Source organism: Brenneria roseae subsp. roseae (genome assembly GCF_003115845.1).
In the GTDB taxonomy this organism is placed as follows: Bacteria; Pseudomonadota; Gammaproteobacteria; order Enterobacterales; family Enterobacteriaceae; genus Brenneria; species Brenneria roseae.
This window is the reverse complement of the sequence record NZ_KZ819044.1, coordinates 1-25,537: the sequence shown is the minus strand read 5'-3', so window position 1 is coordinate 25,537 and position 25,537 is coordinate 1. Positions and strand designations below refer to the sequence as shown.

Sequence of the window (25,537 nt, the reverse complement as noted above, 5' to 3'; positions counted from 1 at the left end):
TTCTCTTTCTTTTCTCTCCGCACCACTGTGATTAAGCTCACAGCGCCGTGTCGATGGAGGCGCATTATAGGGATCCCATTTTGTTACACAACTACTTTCTCGATCTTTTTTTCTGTTCGCGTGTTTTTCGACCCTTTCGTTGAGATCTTATTCGATCAAGGCTATTTTCAGGGTACAGATATGATGCAGTAACTAAGGGGTTGTTGATGGGATCTGAATTACTTCGCCGTTATAAAGACGCACTTCCTGTTGTTGGCGAAAATGTAATGATTGATCGTTCAAGCGTCGTTATTGGTAAAGTGACATTGGGCGACGATGTAAGTGTATGGCCACTTGTAGTCATTCGTGGCGATGTTAATCAGATAAGCATTGGCGCAAGAAGCAACATTCAGGACGGATCGGTCTTGCACATCACTCACCGCTCAGAGAAGAATCCAGAAGGTAATCCACTTATCATCGGGGAAGATGTCACGGTTGGACATAAAGCAATGCTGCACGGTTGCAAAATCGGCAACCGTGTATTAGTCGGGATGGGATCGATAATCCTTGATGGCGCCATTATTGAAGACGATGTCATGATCGGTGCCGGTAGCCTTGTCTCACCAGGCAAACGTTTGGAAAGTGGTTATTTATACTTTGGTAGCCCTGCAAAAAAAATCAGGCCACTGACTCAGGAAGAAATTGAAGGACTTATCTACTCCTCAAATAACTATGTCCGCTGGAAAAATGAATACCTTACTCAGGATAAGGAAAAATAACCCTGATCGTCATATTCATTATCACGTACTAATTTTTCAAACATCTCTTCAAAATCCCAGCGGTTTTCCCTGAACAGGGCCAAGAACTGTTCAGGGTTGACGTTGCCATAATGCAACTGGAGCTGTTCTATGCCGATTAAGCATTCCTGCTGAAATCCATTCACCAAAACCGGAAAACGGATTGCCTGCAACGCCTTATCCCAGCGCTCACGATCCGGAAATTGAATCGCCTGATTCATCGTACCAGTTCCTGCTTAAGTAACTGGATGACAGGCGTCACATCCGGCATCACACCATGCCAAAGTTTGAAAGCGTGCGCGGCTTGTCCAACCAACATTCCCAAACCATCTGCATAGCTGCCGGCCCCATGTTTTACACACCATGCTAAAAATGGCGTGAGTTCAGGTAAGTAAAACATGTCATAACAGCGTGTTTCAGGTGAAATCAAGCTTGAGGGTAAATCCGGGACGCTATCATATATGCCGGATGATGTTGCATTGATCACCAGATTAAACGATCGCCCTTGCAGCGTATCAAACGTTGCGGCCTCAACCTCACCAATCGAACTGAAGAGTTGTGCCAGTGCCTCCGCCTTTGAAAAAGTGCGATTAGTCAACACAACCGAACAACCATAAGATAACAATGGTTGGATAACACCGCGGGCTGCGCCACCGGCGCCAATTAGTAAGATACGATCTTGAGGATTGATGAAATTCAGCCGCTGCAAATCACTTAACAAACCAATACCATCGGTATTATCGCCAAACAAGCGCCCGTCTTTCAGCTTCTTTAACGTATTGACCGCTCCAGCAAGTGAGGCGCATTCACTAAGTTCATCGGCTTCTGCAAAAGCCCGCTCTTTAAATGGCGCGGTAATGTTCGCGCCGCATGCTCCGTCGAGAAAATAGTGACGAAGAACACTTTCAAAGGTGTCCAACGGGGCCAGCATACGTTGATAAGAAAGATCAATGCCCGTTTGGGCAGCAAATAACTCATGTATACGCGGCGATTTACTGTGTGCGATTGGATTACCAAAAACAGCAAAAGACTTTATCTCAGACACCCTACTCTCCAATCGTTAGATTAACCCTGACGCAGCAGCTCACCGGTTAAAACATCTCTTATCTCTGAAGGATTTGCTCTACCACCGACGTTCCCATTGACCACAGGAAATCCTTCACCGAACTGCTGGTAAACGTCTTCCTCAGTACGACAAGGCGGCAATCCACTTAAATTAGCACTGGTTGAAACTAAAGGTTTGCCATAGCTCAGACACAATTGCTTTACCACCGGATGGGCACTGACACGAACTGCAAGGGACGTGAATTGCCCGGTCAGCCATTTCGGCGTAGTCGGTTTCGCTGGAATCACCCAGGTGACAGGTCCTGGCCAACTCGAGAACATGTCTCGTTTTTGTTTTTCAGACAACACGCTGTCATCTATGTAAGGTGACAATTGAGAGTAATCGGCAGCGATAAGAATCAGTCCCTTCTGCCATGGCCGCTGTTTTAGTGCCAGTAAACGCTTGACCGCAATTTCACTATCAGGATCGCATCCTAAGCCAAATACGGCTTCAGTAGGGTATGCGATTACATTTTCATTCTGCAATTCCGTCAATAAAGGAACCAGAACATCATCAGAGACATCATTCATCATTATCAATTTCAGCCTTTACCGGCTTTCCACATAATTTACTGGCACAAAAAAGCCTGACGCCCTGGGACGTTTTTTTTTCAATCAGCAGCGGGTAATGGCAATAAACACACTCGCCTGCAACAGGTTTATGGTTTAGCATAAATTGGCAATCAGGGTAGCGATCGCAAGAATGAAATATTTTCCCATAGCGAGACTTACGCTGCAGCAAAGTGCCTTCGTTACATTGCGGGCAACCGATCGCCGTTTCATCTGGACGATCTATGACTTCGATATGATTGCATTCAGGATAATTACCACACCCGATGAACATGCCATACCGCCCTTGCCGCAACACTAATGTGGACTGACATTGCGGGCAGATCTGTCCGTCCAGTACTTTGACAATGTGACCATCTGCCTGAGTTTTCAACGGACGAATAAATTCACACGCCGGATAACCGGAGCACCCGAGAAAAGGTCCATGTCGGCCGGAACGGATGACCAACACAGACCCGCATTTAGGGCAGATATCCTGTTTCTTGTCAGTAAACAGCCCGGTTTTAGCCATCCGTTTTCTTACTCTCCAGGCTATTGCACATAACCGTCATTCACCTCAAATAATAACTCTTCCATTTGCTGATAGGCATTCTCACACCCGGGAACATTGAAAAGCACCATAAGAATGACCCATTTGAGATCCTCAAGATCAAACTCCTGAGTTTCCAGCGCCATCACTCGCTCAATCACCATTTCACGCGTTTCGAAATTCAGCACCTGGATCTGTTCAAGGAATAATAAAAAACCACGACAGTCTGCATCAAGACGCACCTCTTCATCCTGCGTATAAATCCGCATAGCCAACGGATCATGCGCCAGATTAAGCGGCGTATTCTGTCCTTCCTGTATGTCAGCCAGTTTTTCCAGCCAACTCAGCGCGCTGTAGATATCATTACGGTCAAATCCAGCGCGGGTGAGGTCATCAGTCAACGTATCCTGATCAACACGCATTTCGGTTTCATCGTGAATGTAAGTCTCAAACAAGTACATGAGTACGTCGAACATGGCCTGCCCTCCTTAATCGGACATAGCCGCCGGGTACTGATGCGATCCATCCTGCTAACTCCAGTTCCAATAGTTGGTCCACTACTTCTGGCACAGGTTGGCCGGCACGTTCAGCGACAACGTCAACAGGTGTAACCTCATCTCCTACGTTAGCCAACACATCAGCAAATGGCAATTCAACATCCTCTTCAACAGCAGAAATAATTTGATCGTTTTCAGTGGAGATCCAGTGAAGCTCACTTTTTAACTGTTCGATAATATCTTTGGGATGGCTGACCAGATACGCCCCTTGTTGAATCAACCAATGCGTCCCCTCAGTCATCGGATTGCCAATTGCCCCCGGCAAAGCAAAGACTTCACGACCTTGTTCCAATGCATAACGAGCGGTAACCAGAGAGCCGCTGCGGATCGATGCTTCAACAACCAGAGCTCCCAGACTCAGCCCGCTTATGATGCGGTTTCTTCTGGGGAAGTTTGTTGGTCTGGGAGGGGCGGAAAGCGGGAATTCGGATACCAGCGCGCCGCCATTTTCAAGAATACGTGCCGCAAGTTTCTTGTGGCGATAAGGATAAATATTTGCCAATCCGCATCCCAATACGGCAATCGTTTTCCCTCCCACATCAAGCGCCGCACGATGCGCAATACCATCAATCCCGATAGCCAAACCACTGGTAATAGTGAGCTCGTTGGCAGCCAACTCCTGAGCAAAAAACTGTCCCCATTGTTCACCATACCGCGTGTTTTCTCTGCTGCCGACTATCGCAATTTGTGGCGATGCCAGTAAATCCGGATCGCCATCAACAAACAGTAAAAAAGGGAACGAGCGGATATTGCCCAACAAAAACGGATATCGTTTATCAGCGCAGGTGACAATGTGATGGTCAGCTTGAGTCGCCCATGCAAGCGTTGTCTCCAGTACGTGACGATCAACAAGTCGAAATTGTTCAACCTGAATTTCCGTCATTCCCAGAGAGCGCAAGGTATTATCATCCGTACGCCCTCTGTCAATCAGTTTTCTGGCAATGAGGCTGGCACGTTTCGCGTTCAACTGCCTCACTTCCATTAAACGCAGCCAGATTTCCGTTGATAGCATGGAGCATCCCTTGTTTCGCCAGGTTCAGGTGAACCGTGCAATTAAGTGCAGATGCTGTCAATCAGGGCGGGAAATGTCTAGAATAGGGAGTAGAACTCTCTCACCACTCGGATACAGATCTAAATATATATGTCAGTTTTGCAGGTATTACACTTTCCGGACGAGCGGCTTCGCATAACAGCCAAGCCCGTAAAAGAAGTCAATGCAGACATTCAGCGTATCGTCGATGATATGTTCGATACCATGTATGAAGAAGAAGGCATTGGCCTGGCCGCCACACAAGTGGACATTCACCAACGTATTATTGTTATTGATGTTTCAGAAGAACGGGATCAGCGATTGGTCCTGATCAACCCTGAACTTCTTGAAAAGAGTGGTGATACCGGCATAGAAGAAGGTTGTTTGTCGATCCCAGAAACAAGAGCGCTGGTTCCGCGCGCTGAGCGCGTGAAAGTGCGCGCGTTGGATCGGGAAGGAAACGCGTTTGAGCTGGAAGCCGACGGTCTTCTTGCTATTTGTATCCAGCATGAAATGGATCATCTGGTCGGGAAATTGTTCATTGATTATCTTTCCCCGTTGAAACGCCAGAGAATTCGTCAAAAACTGGAAAAACTGGCCAAGCAGAATAGCCGCGCTTAATAATTTTCCTGACAGGAAACATCGTGTCTGACTCTTTACGCATCATTTTTGCAGGAACACCTGATTTTGCCGCGCGCCATCTTGAGGCTTTGTTATCGTCAGAACATCAGGTTGTTGGTGTCTTCACTCAACCTGACCGTCCTGCCGGAAGAGGTAACAAGCTGACACCAAGCCCGGTGAAAGTACTGGCGGAACAACATAATTTGCCGGTATATCAGCCTAAATCCCTGCGCCCTTCAGAAAGCCAGGGGTTGGTCGAAGCGCTGCATGCAGATGTCATGGTTGTTGTCGCCTATGGACTGATTTTGCCACCAGCCGTATTAGATATGCCGAGACTTGGCTGTATCAACGTACACGGCTCACTTCTGCCGCGTTGGCGCGGTGCGGCCCCCATTCAGCGCGCACTTTGGGCCGGCGATCGGAATACCGGCATTACCATTATGCAGATGGACGCAGGTTTGGATACCGGCGCAATGCTGCATAAAATCGAGTGTCCGATCCTTCAAGAGGATACCAGCGCAACGCTATACAGCAAACTTGCGGAGCTGGGTCCACGCGGGCTTCTGGATACGTTGAAACAACTTGCCGGCGCCCGCACGGTAGCAGAAGTTCAAGATGACACTTTTGCCACCTATGCTGAGAAACTCAGTAAGGAAGAAGCCCGCCTTGACTGGCAGCTTTCTGCGGCACAGCTTGAACGTTGCATTCGTGCTTTTAATCCCTGGCCAGTAAGCTACCTCCTGATAGACGAACAACCTATCAAAGTGTGGAAAGCTGAGGTTATTTCTTCCAATCACCATTCGCAGCCAGGCACTATCCTGCAAGCAGACAAGAATGGCATCCAGGTAGCCGCTCGGGAAAATATTTTAAATATTATCGAGTTGCAACCTGCCGGCAAAAAAGTGATGAAAGCGCAGGATTTACTTAACTCACGCCGTGAGTGGTTTACACCCGGTAATATTCTGGCCTAATCGATTCCCATACCGGCAGAGCCATAGCCGGTATACCCAATCTCTCACGTAGTCGCTAATGAATGAAAAGCTCATATAATCTTCGCAGTATTGCCGCTAAAGTGGTGGGACAAGTACTGGATCACGGGCAATCGCTCAGTACTTTGTTGCCTGTTTACCAGCGAGAGATAACGGATAAAGACCGCGCATTACTGCAGGAGTTGTGCTTTGGCGTATTACGCGTTCTGCCGCAATTAGAATGGTGTATTCAACAACTGATGTCCAAACCTCTGACAGGTAAACAGCGGCCACTGCATTACCTCATTATGGTCGGTATTTATCAGCTGTTATATACGCGCATTCCGGCACATGCCGCGCTGGCTGAAACCGTCGAAGGTGCCGTTGCCATGAAACGTCCGCAGCTTAAGGGACTGATCAATGGTGTATTACGACAGTTCCAACGACAGCAGGATGAGTTAACCCAGCGGGTTGCCAATAACGCTGCCCATTACCTGCACCCCGGTTGGTTACTGAAAAGGCTTAAAGATGCCTACCCAGAGCAATGGAAAGAGATCGTCGACGCGAATAATCAGCGTCCGCCAATGTGGCTGCGCGTCAATCGTCTGCATCATACCCGTGATGCGTATATTGCTTTATTAGCTCAGGAAGGTATTGAAGCTTTCCCTCATCCTGAATATGCCGATGCCATTAGGTTATCTACGCCGTGTATGGTTAATCTTCTCCCTGGATTTTCACAAGGATGGGTTACGGTACAGGATGCTTCAGCCCAGGGATGCGTCTATTGGCTGGCGCCGCAGAATGGTGAACAGATTCTCGATCTCTGTGCTGCACCGGGCGGTAAAACCACGCATATTCTCGAAGCTGCGCCCAAATCTCATGTTTTAGCCATTGATATTGATGATGCAAGGCTAAATCGGGTGAAGGAAAATTTACAGCGTTTACAATTGCATGCCGAGGTAAAACAGGGCGATGGACGTTCCCCGGCAACCTGGTGCGGTGACAAAGTATTTGACCGCATTCTCCTTGATGCGCCTTGCTCAGCAACTGGTGTCATTCGTCGCCACCCGGATATAAAATGGCTGCGACGCGATAATGACATCGCCGAGCTCGCCATGCTGCAAAAAGAGATTCTTGATGCTGTCTGGCCTCACCTGAAAACAGGCGGAACGTTGGTCTATGCGACCTGCTCAGTTATGCCGGAAGAAAACCAACGGCAAATAACCGCTTTCCTCAGTCGCCATACCAACGCGCAGTTAATAGACACAGGAAATTTAACAAGTCCTGGCATACAGAAACTGCCTGGCACCGATGACGGCGATGGTTTCTTTTATGCGAAGCTGGTAAAAAACTGACATTGGCTCCAGTATTGTCTAAACCCCTACGGCAATGAATATACGGCAGAATGAACTATGAAGATTATTATTCTTGGCGCTGGTCAGGTAGGCGGTACGCTGGCAGAAAATCTGGCAGGTGAAAATAACGATATTACCGTTGTCGATACCGATACCGTTCGTTTACGCCAGCTTCAGGATAAATTTGATCTGCGGGTGGTCACAGGCTACGCCTCTCACCCACGCGTGTTGCGTGAGGCCGGCGCAGAAGATGCGGACATGTTGGTCGCCGTAACCAATTCCGATGAAACCAACATGGTTGCATGTCAGATTGCCTATTCGCTTTTTAATACGCCAAACCGTATTGCGCGGATTAGATCTGCTGAATATATCCGCGAGTCCGAGCATCTATTTCTGCCCGAAGCCGTTCCCATTGACCATTTAATCTCTCCGGAACAGCTAGTCATTGATAACATTTACAAGCTGATTGAATACCCCGGCGCGCTTCAGGTCGTCAATTTTGCACAAGGGAAAGTCAGTATTGCTGCGGTAAATGCTTATTATGGCGGCCCCTTGGTCGGCAACGCGCTATCCTCTATTCGTGAACATATGCCACATATCGAAACGCGTGTGGCGGCAATTTTTCGTCATGACCGTCCTATCCGGCCGCAGGGTTCTACCGTTATTGAAGCGGGTGATGAAGTCTTCTTTGTCGCCGCGTCTCAACACATCCGGGCCGTGATGAGTGAATTACAGCGCCTGGAGAAACCCTATAAACGAATTATGATCGTTGGAGGGGGGAACGTTGGTGCAGGTTTAGCTCAGCGCTTAGAAAAAAGTTATAACATCAAACTAATAGAACGAAATGCGGAGCGTGCCGCTGAACTGGCCGAACTATTGCAAGACACCATTGTTTTTCACGGAGATGCTTCAGATCAAGAGCTCCTTGCGGAAGAGCATATTGAACAAATTGACGTCTTTATCGCTATCACCAACGATGATGAAGCCAATATTATGTCTGCCATGCTGGCAAAACGGATGGGGGCCAAAAAAGTGATGGTCCTTATCCAACGGCGGGCTTATGTCGATTTAGTACAGGGAAGCGTCATTGATGTTGCCATATCGCCGCAGCAGGCAACAATCTCGGCTTTGCTCAGCCATGTCCGCAAAGCGGATATTGTCAGCGTTTCTTCTCTTCGCCGAGGGGTGGCAGAAGCGATTGAAGCCATCGCTCATGGAGACGAAGGTACATCAAAAGTCGTCGGACGGACGATTGAAGATATAAAACTTCCCCCCGGTACAACCATTGGCGCGATTGTTCGGGGCGATGATGTCATTATCGCAAATGATAATACGCATATTGAACAAGGCGATCATGTCATTATGTTTTTAACAGACAAAAAATTCGTACCAGATGTAGAACGTTTATTCCAACCGAGTCCGTTCTTTTTATAATTGCCGGGATATGCCTTTTTAAATCAGTTTGGGCAATGTGGAAAATATCAAACTATTGGTTAAAATTAATTGATCTTTTATCAAGGAGAGTGGTTATGAGTATTATTAAAGAATTCCGCGAATTTGCTATGCGCGGTAATGTTGTAGATCTGGCTGTCGGGGTAATCATTGGTGCCGCTTTTGGTAAAATTGTTTCGTCACTGGTCTCTGATATCATCATGCCCCCTTTAGGGTTACTGATCGGCGGCGTTGATTTCAAACAATTCAGCCTGGTTTTACGTGATGCTCAGGGAGATATACCTGCGGTAATTATGCACTACGGTGTTTTTATTCAGAATATCTTTGATTTCATTATTGTTGCGTTTGCCATTTTCATGGCAATCAAGCTAATGAATAAAATGCGCCGTAAACAAGAAGATGCGCCAGCTGAACCACCAAAACCAAGTGCGGAAGAGACATTATTAGCTGAAATTCGCGATCTGCTAAAAGATCAACAACAGTCTAAACTGTAAACATCTTAAAGAAGCGATCTATAAAATACATTGTGCCACAACGTTTCATATCAGAAAACAAAAAGGTCAGCGGTAAATAATCATTTGATTTCTTACCGCTGACCTCCCAGTTTCCCTTCTTTGCATGTTTGTCTTTTCTACGATAGCTACCTTTGCCTTTTACATTAACCTCTACTCGTTGGCGAAACAGTGGGTCATGTAGCAATGCTTCGATAGCATTATCCTGGATCTTCCCTCGTTTATGACGATAGGTAGTCATAATCACTCCTCATAGGATGGATGATAGAAATCAAGCGTGAAGAGTATAGTGCAGAAAATAAGGTTAAAACAGACTGGTCAGAATAATTTATTACCGCACTTAAAACCTTTTTTTCAGTAATGATGCATATTCGCCGTGTAGGAAATCAGTATTCATCCCCTTTTGACGTAAGCTCAATTCAAGCACTCGCAGACGCTGCGACGCTTCTTGATAATCAGGCGACTCCCGACAAATAGTACGCAGAATATCCGTCAATTCTAATGCTTCCTTACGCTCTTGCAGTTCAACCGGTAGGCATCCTGCATTTTTAAGCAAACGATAGGCAACTCTGAGATCTGGAGGCACAGCACTATCATCATCCAAAGCTAACGGACGCCCCGAACCGGGAAGATTATCAAACGCGCCCTCTTGCAGAGCGCGGGCAATATGACGTTCAACCATTTCATCAATTAACCACATCATAACCTCTGAAGTAGTGTCACTCTCATCAAGGTTAACCGTATTTCAGACATAAAAAAACCGGGTTTCCCCGGTTTTTTTATGCTCTTACAGATTACTCTGCAGTAGCGACTTCTTCTGTTTGAGAAGCTGCACGATCAACGAGCTCGATGTATGCCATCGGCGCATTGTCGCCTGCACGGAAGCCACACTTCAGAATACGAGTGTAACCACCGGCACGGCTCGCGAAACGCGGGCCCAGTTCATTAAACAGTTTTGCCACGATCTCGTTATCACGAGTACGGGCGAATGCCAGACGACGATTAGCAACGCTGTCGGTCTTGGCAAGAGTAATCAGCGGTTCAACAACACGACGCAGCTCTTTCGCTTTCGGCAGGGTCGTCTTGATAATCTCATGACGAACCAAAGAACTAGCCATGTTACGGAACATAGCCTGACGATGGCTGCTGTTACGGTTCAGTTGACGACCACTCTTACGATGGCGCATGACCTTATCCTTCTCAGTAAAACCTTAACCTGTGATCTGGTTACTCATCAGCAATGCTTGCCGGTGGCCAGTTTTCCAGACGCATGCCCAGAGACAAACCACGTGAAGCCAGCACATCTTTAATCTCAGTAAGAGATTTTTTACCCAGGTTAGGCGTTTTCAACAGCTCAACCTCGGTACGCTGTACCAGATCACCGATGTAGTGGATAGCTTCTGCCTTAAGGCAGTTAGCAGAGCGGACAGTCAATTCCAGATCGTCAACAGGGCGCAGCAGGATCGGATCGAATTCTGGTTTTTCTTCTTTAACTTCTGGCTGACGCACATCACGCAGGTCAACAAAAGCTTCAAGTTGTTCAGCCAGAATGGTCGCCGCACGGCGGATCGCCTCTTCAGGATCGATTGTGCCATTGGTTTCCATTTCGATGACCAGCTTGTCCAAATCAGTACGCTGTTCTACGCGAGCTGCTTCAACATTGTAGGCAATACGCTCTACAGGGCTGTAGCAAGCATCGACTAACAGACGACCAATCGGGCGCTCATCTTCTTCCGTATGAATACGGGCAGATGCCGGCACATAACCACGACCACGCTGAACTTTAATACGCATGCTGATAGCCGCGTTTTCATCGGTCAGATGGCAGATCAAGTGCTGTGGCTTGACGATTTCGACATCACCATCATGGACGATGTCGGCTGCAGTCACAGGGCCAATGCCAGATTTATTCAGGGTAAGAATAACTTCATCTTTTCCTTGAACTCTCACCGCCAGCCCTTTCAGGTTGAGCAGGATTTCCAGGATGTCTTCCTGTACGCCTTCTTTGGTGCTGTACTCATGCAGTACACCATCAATCTCAACCTCGGTCACCGCGCAACCTGGCATGGATGAAAGCAGAATACGGCGCAGTGCGTTGCCAAGAGTATGGCCGAAGCCCCGCTCTAACGGCTCAAGGGTCACCTTGGCGTGCGTCGAACTCACTTGCTCGATATCAACCAGGCGCGGTTTTAGAAACTCTGTCACAGAACCCTGCATTGTGTCCTCTCTTTGGTACTAAGCTTTACTTGGAGTAAAGCTCGACGATCAGGTGTTCATTAATGTCCGCAGACAGATCGGTACGTTCAGGAATACGTTTGAACACACCTTCCATCTTGGCAGCATCAACTTCCAGCCAAGTTGGCTTTTCACGCTGTTCAGCCAGCTCCAGAGCGGCCTTAACGCGAGATTGCTTTTTCGCTTTCTCACGGATGCTGACTACGTCATTCGGGGATACCTGATAAGAAGCGATGCTAACAACGCGACCGTTTACCATGATGGCTTTATGGCTAACCAGCTGACGTGCTTCTGCACGAGTAGCGCCAAAACCCATACGATAAACAACGTTATCCAGACGGCCTTCCAGTAATTGCAACAGGTTCGCACCAGTGTTGCCTTTCAGACGTGCTGCTTCTTTGTAATAGTTACGGAACTGGCGTTCCAGCACACCGTACATACGGCGAACTTTTTGCTTTTCACGTAACTGCACACCATAGTCAGACAGACGCGGTTTACGCGCACCATGCTGGCCAGGAGCTTGTTCAATTTTACACTTGGAATCGATCGCACGAACACCAGACTTCAGAAACAGGTCGGTGCCTTCACGACGGCTCAGCTTGAGCTTAGGACCCAAATATCTTGCCATTTTCTTTCTCCAACAATCCTAAAAGCGGCGTTATACGCGGCGCTTTTTCGGCGGACGACAACCGTTATGAGGGATCGGAGTCACATCAGTAATATTAGTGATGCGGAAACCAGCCGCGTTCAATGCGCGGATAGTAGACTCACGGCCCGGACCAGGTCCTTTAACCATAACTTCCAAGTTCTTGATACCGTACTCTTTCACTGCTTCAGCACAGCGCTCTGCTGCAACCTGAGCGGCGAACGGAGTGGATTTACGAGAACCACGGAAACCGGAACCACCGGCAGTTGCCCAACCCAGCGCATTACCCTGACGATCGGTAATAGTTACGATGGTGTTGTTGAAAGAAGCATGGATATGAGCCACACCGTCAGAGACTTGCTTTCTTACACGCTTACGTGCACGAATAGGTGCCTTTGCCATTATTCAATCACCCCGATTATTTCTTGATCGGTTTGCGCGGACCCTTACGGGTACGGGCGTTAGTCTTGGTACGCTGACCGCGAACCGGCAGACCACGACGATGACGCAAACCACGATAAGTACCAAGGTCCATAAGACGCTTGATGCTCAGGGTAACTTCACGACGCAGATCGCCTTCGACAACAAACTTGGCAACTTCGTCACGCAGCTTATCGATTTGCTCTTCAGACAGCTCACTGATCTTAACATTTTCGGCAATATCCGAAGCAGCGCAAATTGCCTGCGAACGAGTCTTACCGATACCGTAGATCGCCGTTAATGCGATAACGGTATGTTTATGATCAGGAATGTTAATGCCTGCTATACGGGCCACTATGCACTCCTACAATTTTATACAGCAATACCATTCTGAAAAGCCCGTTTTCAGGATACTCAAATAGTATTGCAGTTACAGACAAAAGATTGGCTGGCTAATCTAGCCAGCTCAACCCAACTTTGCAAGAAAAATATGCGAGATAATCAGCCTTGACGCTGTTTATGCTTCGGCTCGGCACTGCAGATCACACGAACGACACCGTTACGCTTAACAATCTTACAGTTACGACATAATTTCTTGACGGAAGCACGAACTTTCATTTTTACTCTCCGTAACTTCTCAAGCTCGCCCGATTAACGGTTATAGCCTTTCAGGTTTGCTTTCTTCAATGCAGACTCGTACTGACTCGACATCATCAGAGTTTGCACTTGAGCCATAAAGTCCATGATGACCACAACAACGATCAATAATGACGTACCGCCAAAATAGAAGGGCACTTTCATTGCGTCACGCATGAACTCCGGGATCAGGCAGATAAAAGTAATATACATCGCACCAATCAAAGTCAGACGAGTCATTACTTTATCGATATATTTCGCCGTTTGCTCTCCCGGACGAATTCCTGGCACGAATGCACCGGACTTCTTCAGGTTATCTGCTGTTTCACGAGGGTTGAAAACCAACGCAGTGTAGAAGAAACAGAAGAAGATGATTGCAGTCGCATAGAGTAACACATAAAGCGGCTGTCCTGGCTGCAAATACATCGAAATTGTAGTCAGCCAGTTCCAACCGGTACCGCCCCCGAACCAGGATGCAATCGTGGCTGGGAACAGAATAATGCTGGAAGCAAAAATAGCCGGGATAACCCCCGCCATGTTCACTTTCAACGGTAAATGCGTACTCTGTGCTGCATAAACACGACGTCCTTGTTGACGCTTGGCATAGTTGACGACAATACGCCGTTGACCACGCTCAATGAAAACAACGAAGAAGGTTACTGCAAACACTAAAACTGCAACCAACAGCAACAGGAGGAAGTGCAGGTCGCCTTGCCGCGCTTGCTCGATGGTATGGCCAATGGCCGGCGGCAATCCCGCAACAATACCAGCAAAGATTATGATCGAAATACCGTTACCGATACCCCGTTCAGTAATCTGTTCACCCAGCCACATCAGGAACATCGTCCCGGTAACCAGGCTGACAACAGCGGTAAAGTAGAAAGCAAAGCCTGGATTTAACACCAAGCCTTGCATCCCAGGCATATTCGGCAAACCGGTAGCAATACCGATCGACTGGAATATGGCCAATACCAGAGTGCCGTAACGGGTGTACTGGCTAATCTTGCGACGGCCAGCCTCCCCTTCTTTCTTTATTTCCGCCAACGTGGGATGAACCACCGTTAACAGCTGGATAATAATTGACGCCGAAATATACGGCATAATACCCAGAGCAAAGATAGAAGCACGACTGAGAGCACCACCAGAGAACATGTTAAACATTTCAATGATGGTGCCTCGCTGCTGTTCAAGCAATTTGGCAAGCACAGTGGCATCAATACCAGGAATTGGGATAAAAGAGCCAATACGGAAAACAATCAGCGCACCGATAACAAACAATAGTCTGCGCTTCAGTTCGCCAACTCCGCCTTTAGCACTTTGAAAATCTAATCCTGGTTGTTTGGCCATCTGCTACTTATTCCTCAATTTTACCGCCAGCAGCTTCGATAGCAGCACGAGCGCCTTTAGTGACACGCAGACCACGAATCGTTACCGGACGAGCAACTTCACCTGACAGAATCACTTTCGCAAATTCGATCTGAACGCCAATAACATTAGCGGCTTTCAGCGTATTCAGGTCAACGACGTCGCCTTCTACTTTAGCCAGGTCAGACAGACGAATCTCTGCCGTGACCATCGCTTTGCGAGAAGTAAAACCGAATTTCGGCAGGCGACGGTATAAAGGCATCTGACCGCCTTCGAAACCGCGACGCACGCCACCGCCAGAACGAGAGTTCTGACCCTTGACGCCGCGTCCGCCGGTTTTACCCAGGCCGGAACCGATACCACGACCTACACGCTTAGGAGCATGTTTGGCGCCTTCGGCCGGAGACAGAGTATTCAAACGCATCTGTTACTCCTCCACTTTAACCATATAGGAAACCGCGTTGACCATACCGCGAACCGCAGGAGTATCCTCACGTTCAACAGTATGACCAATACGACGCAGACCCAGGCCAAGCAGCGTTGCCTTATGTTTCGGCAGACGACCGATTGCACTACGGGTTTGAGTTATTTTAATAGTCTTTGCCATGGTTAATTACCCCAGAATTTCTTCAACGGATTTACCACGCTTGGCAGCGACCATTTCCGGGGACTTCATATTAGCCAGACCATCAATCGTTGCACGAACCACGTTAATCGGGTTGGTGGAACCATAGGCCTTAGCCAATACGTTGTGTACCCCTGCGACTTCCAGGACGGCGCGCATTGCACCACCGGCGATAATACCGGTACCTTCGGAAGCCGGCTGCATGAACACACGAGAACCCGTGTGAGCACCTTTAACCGGGTGCTGCAGGGTGCCGTTGTTCAGCGCGACATTCATCATATTGCGACGGGCTTTTTCCATCGCTTTCTGGATCGCTGCCGGAACTTCGCGTGCTTTTCCGTAACCAAAACCGACGCGGCCGTTGCCATCACCCACTACAGTCAGTGCGGTGAAGCTAAAAATACGACCACCTTTAACGGTTTTAGATACGCGATTTACCGCGATCAGCTTTTCCTGCAGTTCGCCAGCTTGTTTCTCGATGTGAGCCATCTTACACCTCTACCTTAGAACTGAAGGCCAGCTTCACGGGCAGCATCTGCCAGTGCCTGGACTCGACCATGATATTGGAAACCGGAACGGTCAAAAGCAACGTCTTTGATGCCTTTTTCCAACGCGCGTTCAGCAATAGCTTTACCTACTGCGATAGCTGCATCTTTGTTACCGGTATACTTCAGTTGTTCAGCGATAGCTTTTTCTACAGTAGAAGCGGCTACCAGGACTTCAGAACCGTTCGGTGCGATGACCTGCGCATAAATATGGCGCGGGGTACGATGTACCACCAGACGCGTCGCACCCAGTTCCTGGAGCTTGCGGCGTGCGCGGGTCGCACGACGGATACGAGCTGCTTTCTTATCCATAGTGTTACCTTACTTCTTCTTAGCCTCTTTGGTACGCACGACTTCGTCGGCGTAACGGACACCCTTGCCTTTGTAAGGCTCAGGACGACGGTAGGCGCGTAATTCCGCAGCGACCTGACCAATAACCTGCTTATCCGCGCCTTTCAGCACGATTTCAGTTTGGCTAGGACACTCTGCAGTAATACCTGCCGGCAGTGCGTGATCAACCGGGTGAGAGAACCCAAGAGACAGGTTCACTACGTTGCCTTTAACAGCGGCACGGTAACCAACACCAACCAGTTGCAGCTTCTTAGTGAAGCCTTCGGTAACACCGATAACCATTGAGTTCAGCAGAGCGCGAGTCGTGCCCGCCTGGGCCCAACCGTCAACGAAACCTTCGCGCGGAGCGAAAGTCAGAACGTTGTCAGCCTGCTTAACTTCAACAGCATCGTGGATCTTACGACTCAGCTCGCCGTTTTTACCCTTAACCGAAATTTCCTGACCGTTGAGTTTTACCTCTACGCCGGCAGGAATGACGACGGGTGCTTTTGCAACACGAGACATTCTTTCCTCCCGATTAAGCTACGTAGCAGATAATCTCGCCACCAAGACCTGCCTGGCGAGCTGCACGATCAGTCATAACACCTTTAGAGGTAGAAACAACCGCGATACCTAAACCGGCCATAACTTTTGGCAGCTCATCTTTTCTTTTATAGATGCGCAGACCTGGACGGCTTACTCGCTGAATGCTTTCTACCACTGCCTTGCCCTGGAAATATTTAAGTTCTAATTCCAGCACAGGCTTGGCGTCGCCTTCGATTTTAAAATCTTCAATATAGCCTTCTTCCTTCAGCACGTTGGCAATTGCCACTTTCAGCTTGGAGGAAGGCATGGTGACCGCAACTTTGTTCGCGGCTTGACCGTTACGGATACGGGTCAGCATATCCGCGATCGGATCTTGCATGCTCATCTGTCTTTACTCCCGTGATTCAATTGGTGACAATTACCAGCTAGCCTTTTTCAGACCCGGAATTTCACCGCGCATAGCGGCTTCACGGACCTTGATACGGCTCAACCCGAACTTCCGCAGGAAAGCGTGCGGACGACCAGTTTGGCGGCAGCGGTTACGCTGACGAGACGGGCTGGAATCACGCGGCAGAGTCTGCAGCTTAAGAACCGCATCCCAACGTTCTTCGTCGGACGAGTTCACACCAGAGATAATAGCTTTCAATTCCTCGCGTTTAGCGCGGTATTTATCAGCCAGTTTCACGCGAACAACTTCGCGTGCTTTCATGGATTGCTTAGCCATTAGTAACCCTACCTTACTTGCGGAACGGGAAGTTAAAGGCGGCCAACAGCGCGCGGCCTTCATCATCGGATTTCGCAGTAGTGGTAATGGTAATATCCAAACCACGAACGCGATCGACTTTGTCATAGTCGATTTCCGGGAAGATGATCTGCTCACGCACACCCATGCTGTAGTTACCACGGCCATCGAATGACTTGGCGGACAGGCCACGGAAGTCACGGATACGCGGTACAGCAATGGTAATCAGTCGCTCAAGGAACTCCCACATGCGTTCGCCACGCAGAGTTACTTTACAGCCGATCGGATAGCCCTGGCGGATTTTGAAGCCTGCAACAGATTTGCGTGCTTTGGTGATAAACGGTTTTTGACCGGAGATTGCCGCCAAGTCAGCTGCTGCGTTATCCAGCAGTTTCTTGTCAGCGATCGCTTCACCAACACCCATGTTCAGGGTGATCTTCTCGACCCGAGGGACTTGCATGACAGAATTGTAGCTAAACTCAGTCATGAGTTTTTTAACTACTTCGTCTTTGTAGTAATCATGCAGTTTCGCCATCGTACTACTCCAAATTACTTGATAGTTTCGCTATTAGATTTAAAGAAACGGACTTTTTTGCCGTCTTCGAATCTAAAGCCTACACGGTCAGCCTTACCAGTTGCCGCATTGAAGATTGCAAGGTTGGAAACCTGAATTGCAGCTTCTTTTTCAACGATGCCGCCTGGTTGATTCAGGGCCGGAACCGGCTTCTGATGTTTCTTGACCAGGTTGATACCTTCAACAATGACCTTACTAGCAGACAGGACATTTTTTACTTTACCGCGCTTACCTTTATCTTTGCCGGTTAGCACGATAACTTCGTCATCACGACGGATTTTCGCTGCCATGATTCGCTCCTTAGAGTACTTCTGGTGCCAGAGAGATAATTTTCATGAACTTCTCATTACGCAGTTCACGAGTTACCGGCCCAAAAATACGCGTACCGATAGGCTGTTCGCTGTTATTGTTTAGAATAACGCAAGCATTTCCATCGAAGCGAATGACAGAACCGTCTGGGCGACGAACACCCTTCTTGGTGCGCACCACAACCGCCTTCAGCACATCGCCTTTCTTCACCTTACCGCGAGGAATTGCTTCCTTGATGGTAATTTTGATGATATCGCCGACGCCTGCGTAGCGACGGTGCGAGCCACCTAGAACCTTGATACACATTACGCGACGTGCACCGGAGTTGTCGGCCACATTCAGCATAGTCTGTTCTTGGATCATGTTAGTGCTCCGCTAATGTCAACTACTACTTTAGGACCCATAATAGGCCATTAAAATACCCCATAATTAAGGGCGCAGCATTATAACACCGCTTCCTTGTTATGGGTAGAAAAAATAAACGGCTCATTCACTGAGCCGTTTATCATATTGAGAAGAGCGCTACTGTATTACAGAATCGCTTTCTCTACAACGCGAACAAGCGTCCAAGACTTAGTTTTGGACAGCGGACGGCATTCGCGGATTTCAACCACGTCACCGATACCGCATTCGTTGTTTTCGTCATGTACGTGCAGCTTGGTCGTACGTTTAATGAACTTACCGTAAAGCGGGTGTTTCACGAAACGTTCGATGGCAACAACCATGGATTTCTCCATTTTGTCGCTAACGACGCGGCCTTGCAGAGTACGGATTTTATCGGTCATTACGCACCCGCCTTCTCAGTCAGTAAAGTCTTAACACGTGCAACATTACGACGCACTTGTTTCAACAGGTGAGTTTGTTGCAGCTGGCCACTTGCCGCCTGCATGCGCAGATTGAATTGTTCGCGCAGCAGTTCGAGCAGCTCAGTGTTCAGCTCTTCAACGCTCTTTTCACGCAGCTCTTGTGCTTTCATTACATCACCGTCTTAGTTACAAAGGTGGTTTTGATCGGCAGTTTCGCTGCTGCCAGTTGGAATGCCTCACGGGCTAACTCTTCCGGCACACCGTCCATTTCGTACAGGACTTTACCTGGCTGAATCAAGGCAACCCAATACTCTACGTTACCTTTACCTTTACCCATACGGACTTCAAGCGGCTTTTCAGTGATCGGTTTGTCCGGGAATACACGGATCCAGATCTTACCTTGACGCTTAACGGCACGGGTCATGGCACGACGTGCAGCTTCGATTTGACGAGCAGTCAGGCGACCGCGGCCAACAGCTTTCAGACCGAAAGTGCCGAAGCTAACATCCGTACCGGCAGCCAGACCACGGTTGCGGCCTTTGTGCATCTTACGGAATTTTGTACGCTTTGGTTGTAACATCAGCGACTCTCCTTACTTGCGGCCTTTACGCTGCTGCTTTTTAGGTTGAGCAGCCGGTTTTTCCGGTTGTTCAACGGCAGCCATACCACCCAGGATCTCACCTTTGAAGATCCATACCTTCACACCGATAACACCATAAGTGGTGTGCGCTTCGGAAGTGTTGTAGTCGATATCCGCACGCAGCGTGTGCAACGGAACGCGACCTTCACGGTACCATTCGGTACGCGCGATTTCAGCGCCGCCCAGACGGCCGCTTACTTCAACCTTGATCCCTTTAGCGCCCAGACGCATGGCGTTCTGTACGGCACGCTTCATCGCACGACGGAACATCACACGACGCTCCAGCTGAGAAGTGATGCTGTCAGCAACCAGTTTTGCGTCCAGTTCAGGTTTACGAACTTCGGCGATATTGATCTGTGCAGGTACGCCAGCGATATCCGCTACGACTTTGCGCAGTTTTTCAACATCTTCACCTTTTTTACCGATAACGATACCCGGGCGAGCGGTGTGAATAGTCACACGGATGCTTTTAGCCGGACGTTCAATAACGATACGAGAAACGGAAGCCTTCTCCAGTTCCTTCGTCAGGTATTTACGAACTTTAAAGTCACTGTCCAGGTTGTCAGCGAATTCTTTGGTATTTGCGTACCAGGTAGAGTTCCAAGGTTTGACAATACCCAGTCGAATACCATTAGGATGTACTTTCTGACCCATTGCTAGTCTCCAGAGTCTCAGCGATCGGACACAACCACAGTAATGTGGCTGGTACGCTTCAGGATGCGATCCGCACGACCTTTAGCACGCGGCATAATGCGCTTCATGCTTGGGCCTTCGTCGACGAAGATTTTCGCAACTTTCAGATCATCAATGTCAGCGCCATCGTTGTGTTCTGCGTTAGCAATGGCAGACTCCAGCACTTTTTTAACCAGACCAGCAGCTTTCTTGTTGGTGTAGGTCAGAATATCCAGAGCTTGCGACACTTTCTTACCGCGAATCAGGTCAGCCACCAGGCGAACCTTCTGGGCAGAAGAACGAGCGTGGCGATGTTTAGCGATAGTTTCCATCTCTTCCTCCTACCTTAGCGCTTCTTGGCCTTTTTATCGGCCGCGTGGCCGCGATAAGTACGAGTCGGCGCGAATTCACCCAGTTTGTGACCGACCATTTCATCGGAAACAAACACCGGAACGTGCTGACGACCATTATGGACAGCGATGGTCAAACCGATCATGTTTGGAAAGATCGTTGAACGACGGGACCAAGTGCGCAAAGGCTTCTTGTCACCGCTTTCCACCGCTTTCTCTACCTTCTTCAGCAAGTGCAGGTCAATAAATGGACCTTTCTTGAGAGAACGTGGCATGGTTTATCCTCTAAGATTATTTAGTACGGCGACGTACGATAAATTTATCAGTACGCTTGTTGCTGCGGGTCTTCTTACCTTTGGTCTGAACGCCCCACGGAGTTACCGGGTGCTTACCAAAGTTACGACCTTCACCACCACCGTGCGGGTGGTCTACCGGGTTCATCGCCGTACCGCGAACGGTAGGACGAACACCACGCCAGCGTGCAGCACCTGCTTTACCCAGAACGCGCAGCATATGCTCAGCGTTGCCGACTTCGCCCAGCGTAGCGCGGCAGTCAGATTCGACTTTACGCATTTCGCCAGAGCGCAGACGCAGGGTAACGTACGCGCCATCGCGCGCAACGATCTGAACGTAGGCACCGGCTGAGCGAGCCAGCTGGCCGCCTTTACCTGGTTTCATTTCTACGTTGTGAACCGTTGAACCGACAGGAATGTTACGCATCGGCAAGGTGTTGCCAGTTTTGATTGCAGCATCAACGCCAGATTGAATCTGGTCACCTGCTTTCAGGCCTTTCGGCGCCAGGATGTAACGGCGTTCGCCGTCTTTGTACAGAACCAGCGCGATGTTCGCGGAACGGTTCGGATCGTACTCCAGACGCTCAACAACAGCAGGAATACCATCTTTATTGCGTTTGAAGTCAACCAGACGATATTGCTGTTTATGACCACCACCGATATGACGGGTAGTGATGCGGCCATTGTTGTTACGGCCACCGGATTTGCTGCTCTTTTCCAGCAACGGGGCATAAGGTTTGCCCTTGTGCAGCTCAGGGTTAACCACTTTAACAACGTGGCGACGACCCGGAGATGTCGGTTTACATTTAACAATTGCCATTGTTCTTTACTCCTCCGACTTACTCTGCGCCGCCGATGAAGTCCAGATTCTGGCCTTCTTTCAGGGTGACGTAAGCTTTTTTCCAGTCGCTACGACGACCGATACGCTGTCCATGACGTTTCACTTTTCCTTTAACTATCAGGGTGCGAACATCATTGACTTCGACTTCAAACAGTTTCTGCACGGCAGCTTTGATTTCTGCTTTAGTCGCGTCTTTAGCAACTTTGAGCACGATGGTGTTGTTCTTTTCCATCGCAGTAGACGCTTTTTCAGAAACGTGCGGCGCGCGCAATACTTTCAGCAGACGTTCTTCACGGATCATGCCAGCATCTCCTCAACTTGCTTAACAGCATCAGCAGTCATGACGACTTTGTCGAAGGCGATCAGGCTAACTGGGTCGATACCTGCTGCATCACGCACGTCAACCTTGTACAGGTTGCGCGCCGCCAGGAACAGATTCTCATCCAGTTCACCGGTGATAATCAGCACGTCTTCCAGCGCCATGTCTTTCAGTTTCTGTGCCAGCAGCTTGGTTTTCGGCGCTTCTACAGAGAACTTCTCGACAACGATCAGACGATCTTGACGTACCAGTTCGGACAAGATGCTTTTCAGCGCGCCGCGGTACATCTTTTTGTTAACTTTCTGACTGTGATCCTGAGGCTTGGCAGCAAAGGTTACACCACCGGAACGCCAGATCGGGCTCTTGATAGAACCAGAACGCGCACGGCCAGTACCTTTCTGACGCCATGGTTTCTTACCGGAACCAGTTACTTCAGCACGGGTCTTCTGAGCGCGAGTACCTTGACGGGCACCTGCTGCGTAAGCAACAACAACCTGGTGTACCAGCGCTTCGTTGAAATCACGACCGAAGGTAGTTTCGGAAACAGTCAGCGCGCTTTGCGCGTCTTTCAATACTAATTCCATTGCTATCTCCTCACGCCTTCACAGCTGGTTTAACGATCAGGTCGCTACCGGTTGCACCCGGAACAGCACCCTTAACCAGCAGCAGGTTGCGCTCAGCGTCAACACGCACTACATCCAGGCTCTGAACGGTTACACGCTCGTTGCCCAGTTGGCCTGCCATTTTCTTGCCTTTGAACACTTTGCCCGGAGTCTGGTTCTGACCGATAGAACCCGGAACGCGGTGAGACAAGGAGTTACCGTGGGTAGCATCCTGGGTACGGAAGTTCCAGCGCTTAACTGTGCCGGCAAACCCTTTACCTTTAGATGTACCAGTAACGTCTACTTTTTTAACGTCTGCGAAAATTTCAACACTAATGCTCTGACCTACAGAGAATTCTTCGCCTTCAGACAGACGGAATTCACGCAGGACGCGGCCAGCTTCAACACCAGCTTTAGCAAAGTGACCCGCTTCTGGTTTGGTAACACGGTTTGCTTTTTTAGCACCGGTAGTTACCTGCACAGCGCGGTAACCGTCGTTAGTCAGGTCTTTAACCTGAGTGACGCGGTTTGCTTCAATTTCGATAACGGTTACGGGGATAGATACGCCATCTTCAGTGAAGATACGGGTCATGCCCACTTTTTTACCGACTAAACCAATCATTGTTTCAACCTCTCAATCGCTCAATGACCTGATTAACCCAGGCTGATCTGCACGTCTACACCGGCAGCCAGATCCAGACGCATCAGAGCATCAACGGTTTTCTCGGTTGGCTCAACGATGTCAACCAGACGCTTGTGAGTGCGAATTTCATACTGATCGCGCGCATCTTTATTGACGTGCGGAGAAATCAGAACGGTAAAGCGCTCTTTGCGGGTCGGCAGCGGGATCGGACCACGGACTTGCGCACCAGTGCGCTTGGCAGTCTCGACGATTTCCGCGGTTGATTGATCAATCAGACGATGATCAAACGCTTTCAGGCGGATACGGATTCTTTGGTTCTGCATGAGACCAGAGCTCCAATTATTTTATAAACATAAATAACTACTCCTCACACCCATTTCGATTGATGGGGGAGTGTAATCGTCGGTACATAACCCCCATATCGGGAGTATTGTTTGGCTAATTAATAACTTAGCCCTCTGACTCAAATCGAATCAGGCTTACCTTAGTTTTAGTAAGCTCGCGCATTATACGCAAATTGATTCAGGAAGCAACAAGAAGGGTGAAATGATTTAATGTGGCGGCCGGGCAACAATATGCCCGGCCGTAATAGATAGGTCATGATTTAAAGCGCAATTTATTGTTCTTTAAGCTGGCTCTGCAGATAGTTTTGTATGCCAAGGCGGGATATCAGGTCCAGCTCGGTTTCCAGCCAGTCGATATGGCCTTCTTCGTCAGCCAGGATTTCTATCATCAGATCTCTGCTGACATAATCATGCACAGAATCCGAGTAAGCGATGGCCTCACGTAAATCCTTGGCGCCATCTAACTCAAGTTGAAGATCGGAACGAAAAATCTCCTCGACATCTTCGCCGATATTCAGTTTCCCCAAATCTTGCAGATTGGGAACACCTTCGAGAAAAAGAATTCGTTCAATATAGCGATCGGCGTGTTTCATTTCGTCAATGGACTCATGATACTCGTGATCGTTGAGACGGGTCAGCCCCCAGTTTTTAAACATTCGGGCATGCAGGAAATATTGGTTGATTGCTACCAGCTCATTGCCCAATAACTTATTCAAATACGTAATGACTTTTTTATCGCCTTTCATGACACACTCCTCCGCTCCAGTTCTTAAAAGTGTAGAACCAGTAAGCAGATAGAGTCAAAAAAAGACCCTACATTTTATGCTACTTCATACATATCAGGGACTTTAGCCTGTTCATCCTCAAAGATAACTCTCGCCTGGCGGATACATTTGCCACAATCCGTTCCAATAGGAACCAACTTACGCAACTGCTGCATAGACTGAGGTTGATGCTGACGAACCGCATTACGGATCGCTTTATCAGAGATGGCATTACACAAGCAAACATACATACCAGAGCAACTCATTTTTTATGACCGGCGTCCTGCCCTGCCACCCCCGCGGCGTTTAAAATCACTCCCTGCGATTTTTTAACCAGTGCGCCATTGTAAATAGGAATGGTTTTTATTTCAATTCACATTTAGATAAGCAGGTATAAAAAAAGGCACCGAAGTGCCTTTTTATGCTGTTAGTGTATCAGCGATTAAGCGATAACTTTAGCAACAACGCCCGCACCAACGGTACGACCGCCTTCACGGATAGCGAAACGCAAACCGTCGTCCATCGCGATTGGGGCAATCAGATTTACCACCATCTTGATGTTGTCGCCCGGCATGACCATCTCTACGCCTTCCGGCAGTTCGATGGTACCGGTCACGTCAGTGGTACGGAAGTAGAACTGCGGACGGTAGCCTTTGAAGAACGGCGTATGACGGCCGCCTTCATCTTTGCTCAGGATATACACTTCAGATTCAAACTGAGTGTGCGGCTTGATTGAACCCGGTTTAGCCAGGACCTGACCACGCTCTACGTCGTCACGTTTGGTACCGCGCAGCAGAACGCCCACGTTCTCACCCG

45 protein-coding genes are annotated in these 25,537 nt (G+C 48.8%); 6 read left to right on the top strand and 39 right to left on the bottom strand.

Features of this window, described 5'->3' with window-relative positions; all coding sequences use genetic code 11:
* The first annotated feature begins 206 nt into the window (after positions 1-206).
* Positions 207-758 carry a gamma carbonic anhydrase family protein gene (locus DDT52_RS20435; RefSeq protein ID WP_136157951.1) on the top strand — a complete coding sequence of 184 codons (552 nt, stop codon included), beginning with the start codon at positions 207-209 and terminating at the stop codon, positions 756-758.
* Here DDT52_RS20435 and DDT52_RS20430 read toward each other — a convergent pair.
* Genes DDT52_RS20430 through dprA form a run of 6 tightly spaced genes read right to left on the bottom strand, consistent with a single transcriptional unit; the run spans position 740 to position 4,548 of the window.
* Complete coding sequence (locus DDT52_RS20430) at positions 740-997, bottom strand: DUF1488 family protein (RefSeq protein WP_136157950.1); 258 nt, start codon at positions 995-997, stop codon at positions 740-742. The genes DDT52_RS20435 and DDT52_RS20430 overlap by 19 nt on opposite strands.
* A complete protein-coding gene (gene aroE / locus DDT52_RS20425) occupies positions 994-1,821 on the bottom strand; it encodes a shikimate dehydrogenase (RefSeq protein WP_136157949.1) in 828 nt (275 codons plus the stop codon). The genes DDT52_RS20430 and aroE overlap by 4 nt, the downstream gene beginning before the upstream one ends.
* A 20-nt stretch (positions 1,822-1,841) precedes the next feature.
* Positions 1,842-2,411, bottom strand: coding sequence for an L-threonylcarbamoyladenylate synthase type 1 TsaC (gene tsaC / locus DDT52_RS20420; protein WP_136157953.1), 570 nt, complete (start codon positions 2,409-2,411; stop codon positions 1,842-1,844).
* Positions 2,404-2,961: a DNA topoisomerase family protein gene (locus DDT52_RS20415; protein WP_136157948.1), complete on the bottom strand. Its 558-nt coding sequence runs from the start codon at positions 2,959-2,961 to the stop codon at positions 2,404-2,406. Before DDT52_RS20415 ends, tsaC begins: the two co-directional genes overlap by 8 nt.
* Before the next feature lie 20 nt (positions 2,962-2,981).
* Positions 2,982-3,455: a DUF494 family protein Smg gene (smg, locus tag DDT52_RS20410; RefSeq protein WP_109491472.1), complete on the bottom strand. Its 474-nt coding sequence runs from the start codon at positions 3,453-3,455 to the stop codon at positions 2,982-2,984.
* Positions 3,427-4,548, bottom strand: a complete 1,122-nt coding sequence (gene dprA / locus DDT52_RS20405; protein WP_136157947.1) for a DNA-protecting protein DprA — start codon at positions 4,546-4,548, stop codon at positions 3,427-3,429. Before dprA ends, smg begins: the two co-directional genes overlap by 29 nt.
* 129 nt (positions 4,549-4,677) lie before the next feature.
* On the opposite strand from dprA, the gene def reads away from it, so the two are divergent.
* The 5 genes from def to mscL all read left to right on the top strand — a co-directional run bounded on the left by def (position 4,678) and on the right by mscL (position 9,456).
* Complete coding sequence (def, locus tag DDT52_RS20400) at positions 4,678-5,187, top strand: peptide deformylase (protein WP_136157946.1); 510 nt, start codon at positions 4,678-4,680, stop codon at positions 5,185-5,187.
* Positions 5,188-5,210: 23 nt separating this feature from the next.
* Positions 5,211-6,158: a methionyl-tRNA formyltransferase gene (gene fmt / locus DDT52_RS20395; RefSeq protein WP_136157945.1), complete on the top strand. Its 948-nt coding sequence runs from the start codon at positions 5,211-5,213 to the stop codon at positions 6,156-6,158.
* A 62-nt stretch (positions 6,159-6,220) separates the two neighbouring features.
* Positions 6,221-7,510, top strand: a complete 1,290-nt coding sequence (gene rsmB, locus DDT52_RS20390; protein ID WP_136157944.1) for a 16S rRNA (cytosine(967)-C(5))-methyltransferase RsmB — start codon at positions 6,221-6,223, stop codon at positions 7,508-7,510.
* A gap of 57 nt (positions 7,511-7,567) precedes the next feature.
* The gene (gene trkA / locus DDT52_RS20385; protein WP_109491467.1) at positions 7,568-8,944 is read left to right on the top strand and encodes a Trk system potassium transporter TrkA; all 1,377 of its coding nucleotides are present in this window, start codon (positions 7,568-7,570) and stop codon (positions 8,942-8,944) included.
* 95 nt (positions 8,945-9,039) lie between these two features.
* Complete coding sequence (mscL, locus tag DDT52_RS20380; protein ID WP_136157943.1) at positions 9,040-9,456, top strand: large-conductance mechanosensitive channel protein MscL; 417 nt, start codon at positions 9,040-9,042, stop codon at positions 9,454-9,456.
* Here the strand turns inward: mscL and DDT52_RS20375 are convergent.
* The 33 genes from DDT52_RS20375 to DDT52_RS20215 form a co-directional block, all read right to left on the bottom strand.
* Positions 9,446-9,715, bottom strand: a complete 270-nt coding sequence (locus DDT52_RS20375) for an alternative ribosome-rescue factor A (RefSeq protein ID WP_136157942.1) — start codon at positions 9,713-9,715, stop codon at positions 9,446-9,448. The genes mscL and DDT52_RS20375 overlap by 11 nt on opposite strands.
* A 99-nt stretch (positions 9,716-9,814) precedes the next feature.
* Positions 9,815-10,174: a DnaJ family domain-containing protein gene (locus DDT52_RS20370; protein WP_136157952.1), complete on the bottom strand. Its 360-nt coding sequence runs from the start codon at positions 10,172-10,174 to the stop codon at positions 9,815-9,817.
* A 94-nt stretch (positions 10,175-10,268) separates the two neighbouring features.
* Positions 10,269-10,661 carry a 50S ribosomal protein L17 gene (gene rplQ, locus DDT52_RS20365; RefSeq protein ID WP_109491463.1) on the bottom strand — a complete coding sequence of 131 codons (393 nt, stop codon included), beginning with the start codon at positions 10,659-10,661 and terminating at the stop codon, positions 10,269-10,271.
* Positions 10,662-10,701: 40 nt separating this feature from the next.
* Positions 10,702-11,691: a DNA-directed RNA polymerase subunit alpha gene (locus DDT52_RS20360; RefSeq protein WP_048637257.1), complete on the bottom strand. Its 990-nt coding sequence runs from the start codon at positions 11,689-11,691 to the stop codon at positions 10,702-10,704.
* Positions 11,692-11,716: 25 nt separating this feature from the next.
* Positions 11,717-12,337, bottom strand: coding sequence for a 30S ribosomal protein S4 (rpsD, locus tag DDT52_RS20355; protein WP_109491462.1), 621 nt, complete (start codon positions 12,335-12,337; stop codon positions 11,717-11,719).
* Between the two features lie 30 nt (positions 12,338-12,367).
* Complete coding sequence (gene rpsK, locus DDT52_RS20350) at positions 12,368-12,757, bottom strand: 30S ribosomal protein S11 (RefSeq protein ID WP_002919257.1); 390 nt, start codon at positions 12,755-12,757, stop codon at positions 12,368-12,370.
* A 16-nt stretch (positions 12,758-12,773) separates the two neighbouring features.
* Entirely contained in the window at positions 12,774-13,130 is a 357-nt protein-coding gene (gene rpsM / locus DDT52_RS20345) for a 30S ribosomal protein S13 (protein ID WP_109491461.1), read from the bottom strand.
* A 146-nt stretch (positions 13,131-13,276) separates the two neighbouring features.
* On the bottom strand, positions 13,277-13,393 hold the full coding sequence (gene rpmJ / locus DDT52_RS20340; RefSeq protein ID WP_002227352.1) for a 50S ribosomal protein L36: 117 nt from the start codon (positions 13,391-13,393) through the stop codon (positions 13,277-13,279).
* A 33-nt stretch (positions 13,394-13,426) separates the two neighbouring features.
* On the bottom strand, positions 13,427-14,758 hold the full coding sequence (secY, locus tag DDT52_RS20335) for a preprotein translocase subunit SecY (protein WP_136157941.1): 1,332 nt from the start codon (positions 14,756-14,758) through the stop codon (positions 13,427-13,429).
* A gap of 7 nt (positions 14,759-14,765) precedes the next feature.
* Positions 14,766-15,200: a 50S ribosomal protein L15 gene (gene rplO / locus DDT52_RS20330; protein ID WP_109491459.1), complete on the bottom strand. Its 435-nt coding sequence runs from the start codon at positions 15,198-15,200 to the stop codon at positions 14,766-14,768.
* A 3-nt stretch (positions 15,201-15,203) separates the two neighbouring features.
* Positions 15,204-15,383 carry a 50S ribosomal protein L30 gene (gene rpmD / locus DDT52_RS20325; protein WP_004846568.1) on the bottom strand — a complete coding sequence of 60 codons (180 nt, stop codon included), beginning with the start codon at positions 15,381-15,383 and terminating at the stop codon, positions 15,204-15,206.
* A 6-nt stretch (positions 15,384-15,389) separates the two neighbouring features.
* Positions 15,390-15,890: a 30S ribosomal protein S5 gene (rpsE, locus tag DDT52_RS20320; RefSeq protein WP_005970257.1), complete on the bottom strand. Its 501-nt coding sequence runs from the start codon at positions 15,888-15,890 to the stop codon at positions 15,390-15,392.
* Between the two features lie 14 nt (positions 15,891-15,904).
* On the bottom strand, positions 15,905-16,258 hold the full coding sequence (rplR, locus tag DDT52_RS20315; RefSeq protein ID WP_109491458.1) for a 50S ribosomal protein L18: 354 nt from the start codon (positions 16,256-16,258) through the stop codon (positions 15,905-15,907).
* Between the two features lie 9 nt (positions 16,259-16,267).
* A complete protein-coding gene (rplF, locus tag DDT52_RS20310) occupies positions 16,268-16,801 on the bottom strand; it encodes a 50S ribosomal protein L6 (protein ID WP_136157940.1) in 534 nt (177 codons plus the stop codon).
* Positions 16,802-16,814: 13 nt separating this feature from the next.
* Positions 16,815-17,207 carry a 30S ribosomal protein S8 gene (rpsH, locus tag DDT52_RS20305; protein ID WP_109491456.1) on the bottom strand — a complete coding sequence of 131 codons (393 nt, stop codon included), beginning with the start codon at positions 17,205-17,207 and terminating at the stop codon, positions 16,815-16,817.
* Between the two features lie 33 nt (positions 17,208-17,240).
* Positions 17,241-17,546 (bottom strand): 30S ribosomal protein S14, encoded by a 306-nt coding sequence (gene rpsN / locus DDT52_RS20300; protein WP_109491455.1) that lies wholly within the window; start codon positions 17,544-17,546, stop codon positions 17,241-17,243.
* 13 nt (positions 17,547-17,559) lie between these two features.
* On the bottom strand, positions 17,560-18,099 hold the full coding sequence (rplE, locus tag DDT52_RS20295) for a 50S ribosomal protein L5 (protein ID WP_109491454.1): 540 nt from the start codon (positions 18,097-18,099) through the stop codon (positions 17,560-17,562).
* Positions 18,100-18,113: 14 nt separating this feature from the next.
* Positions 18,114-18,428 (bottom strand): 50S ribosomal protein L24, encoded by a 315-nt coding sequence (rplX, locus tag DDT52_RS20290; RefSeq protein ID WP_005970267.1) that lies wholly within the window; start codon positions 18,426-18,428, stop codon positions 18,114-18,116.
* Positions 18,429-18,438: 10 nt separating this feature from the next.
* Positions 18,439-18,810, bottom strand: coding sequence for a 50S ribosomal protein L14 (gene rplN / locus DDT52_RS20285; protein WP_000613954.1), 372 nt, complete (start codon positions 18,808-18,810; stop codon positions 18,439-18,441).
* Between the two features lie 167 nt (positions 18,811-18,977).
* Complete coding sequence (gene rpsQ, locus DDT52_RS20280) at positions 18,978-19,232, bottom strand: 30S ribosomal protein S17 (RefSeq protein WP_011095505.1); 255 nt, start codon at positions 19,230-19,232, stop codon at positions 18,978-18,980.
* Positions 19,232-19,423: a 50S ribosomal protein L29 gene (rpmC, locus tag DDT52_RS20275; RefSeq protein WP_048637248.1), complete on the bottom strand. Its 192-nt coding sequence runs from the start codon at positions 19,421-19,423 to the stop codon at positions 19,232-19,234. The genes rpsQ and rpmC overlap by 1 nt, the downstream gene beginning before the upstream one ends.
* A complete protein-coding gene (gene rplP, locus DDT52_RS20270; RefSeq protein WP_009111208.1) occupies positions 19,423-19,833 on the bottom strand; it encodes a 50S ribosomal protein L16 in 411 nt (136 codons plus the stop codon). The genes rpmC and rplP overlap by 1 nt, the downstream gene beginning before the upstream one ends.
* Positions 19,834-19,845: 12 nt before the next feature.
* A complete protein-coding gene (gene rpsC / locus DDT52_RS20265) occupies positions 19,846-20,547 on the bottom strand; it encodes a 30S ribosomal protein S3 (RefSeq protein ID WP_005970274.1) in 702 nt (233 codons plus the stop codon).
* A 17-nt stretch (positions 20,548-20,564) separates the two neighbouring features.
* Positions 20,565-20,897: a 50S ribosomal protein L22 gene (gene rplV, locus DDT52_RS20260; RefSeq protein ID WP_012764045.1), complete on the bottom strand. Its 333-nt coding sequence runs from the start codon at positions 20,895-20,897 to the stop codon at positions 20,565-20,567.
* A 14-nt stretch (positions 20,898-20,911) separates the two neighbouring features.
* Entirely contained in the window at positions 20,912-21,190 is a 279-nt protein-coding gene (gene rpsS, locus DDT52_RS20255) for a 30S ribosomal protein S19 (RefSeq protein WP_004929772.1), read from the bottom strand.
* A 16-nt stretch (positions 21,191-21,206) separates the two neighbouring features.
* Positions 21,207-22,028: a 50S ribosomal protein L2 gene (gene rplB, locus DDT52_RS20250; protein ID WP_136157939.1), complete on the bottom strand. Its 822-nt coding sequence runs from the start codon at positions 22,026-22,028 to the stop codon at positions 21,207-21,209.
* Between the two features lie 19 nt (positions 22,029-22,047).
* The gene (gene rplW, locus DDT52_RS20245; protein ID WP_012768102.1) at positions 22,048-22,350 is read right to left on the bottom strand and encodes a 50S ribosomal protein L23; all 303 of its coding nucleotides are present in this window, start codon (positions 22,348-22,350) and stop codon (positions 22,048-22,050) included.
* The gene (gene rplD / locus DDT52_RS20240; RefSeq protein ID WP_109491452.1) at positions 22,347-22,952 is read right to left on the bottom strand and encodes a 50S ribosomal protein L4; all 606 of its coding nucleotides are present in this window, start codon (positions 22,950-22,952) and stop codon (positions 22,347-22,349) included. The genes rplW and rplD overlap by 4 nt, the downstream gene beginning before the upstream one ends.
* A 10-nt stretch (positions 22,953-22,962) precedes the next feature.
* Positions 22,963-23,592, bottom strand: a complete 630-nt coding sequence (rplC, locus tag DDT52_RS20235) for a 50S ribosomal protein L3 (RefSeq protein WP_136157938.1) — start codon at positions 23,590-23,592, stop codon at positions 22,963-22,965.
* 32 nt (positions 23,593-23,624) lie between these two features.
* The gene (gene rpsJ, locus DDT52_RS20230; protein WP_001181005.1) at positions 23,625-23,936 is read right to left on the bottom strand and encodes a 30S ribosomal protein S10; all 312 of its coding nucleotides are present in this window, start codon (positions 23,934-23,936) and stop codon (positions 23,625-23,627) included.
* Positions 23,937-24,229: 293 nt separating this feature from the next.
* A complete protein-coding gene (gene bfr, locus DDT52_RS20225; RefSeq protein ID WP_109491450.1) occupies positions 24,230-24,703 on the bottom strand; it encodes a bacterioferritin in 474 nt (157 codons plus the stop codon).
* 74 nt (positions 24,704-24,777) lie between these two features.
* On the bottom strand, positions 24,778-24,972 hold the full coding sequence (gene bfd, locus DDT52_RS20220; protein ID WP_109491449.1) for a bacterioferritin-associated ferredoxin: 195 nt from the start codon (positions 24,970-24,972) through the stop codon (positions 24,778-24,780).
* Positions 24,973-25,163: 191 nt separating this feature from the next.
* Positions 25,164-25,537, bottom strand: a 374-nt coding sequence (locus DDT52_RS20215; RefSeq protein ID WP_486599212.1) for an EF-Tu C-terminal domain-related protein, incomplete at its 5' end; no start/stop codon positions are given.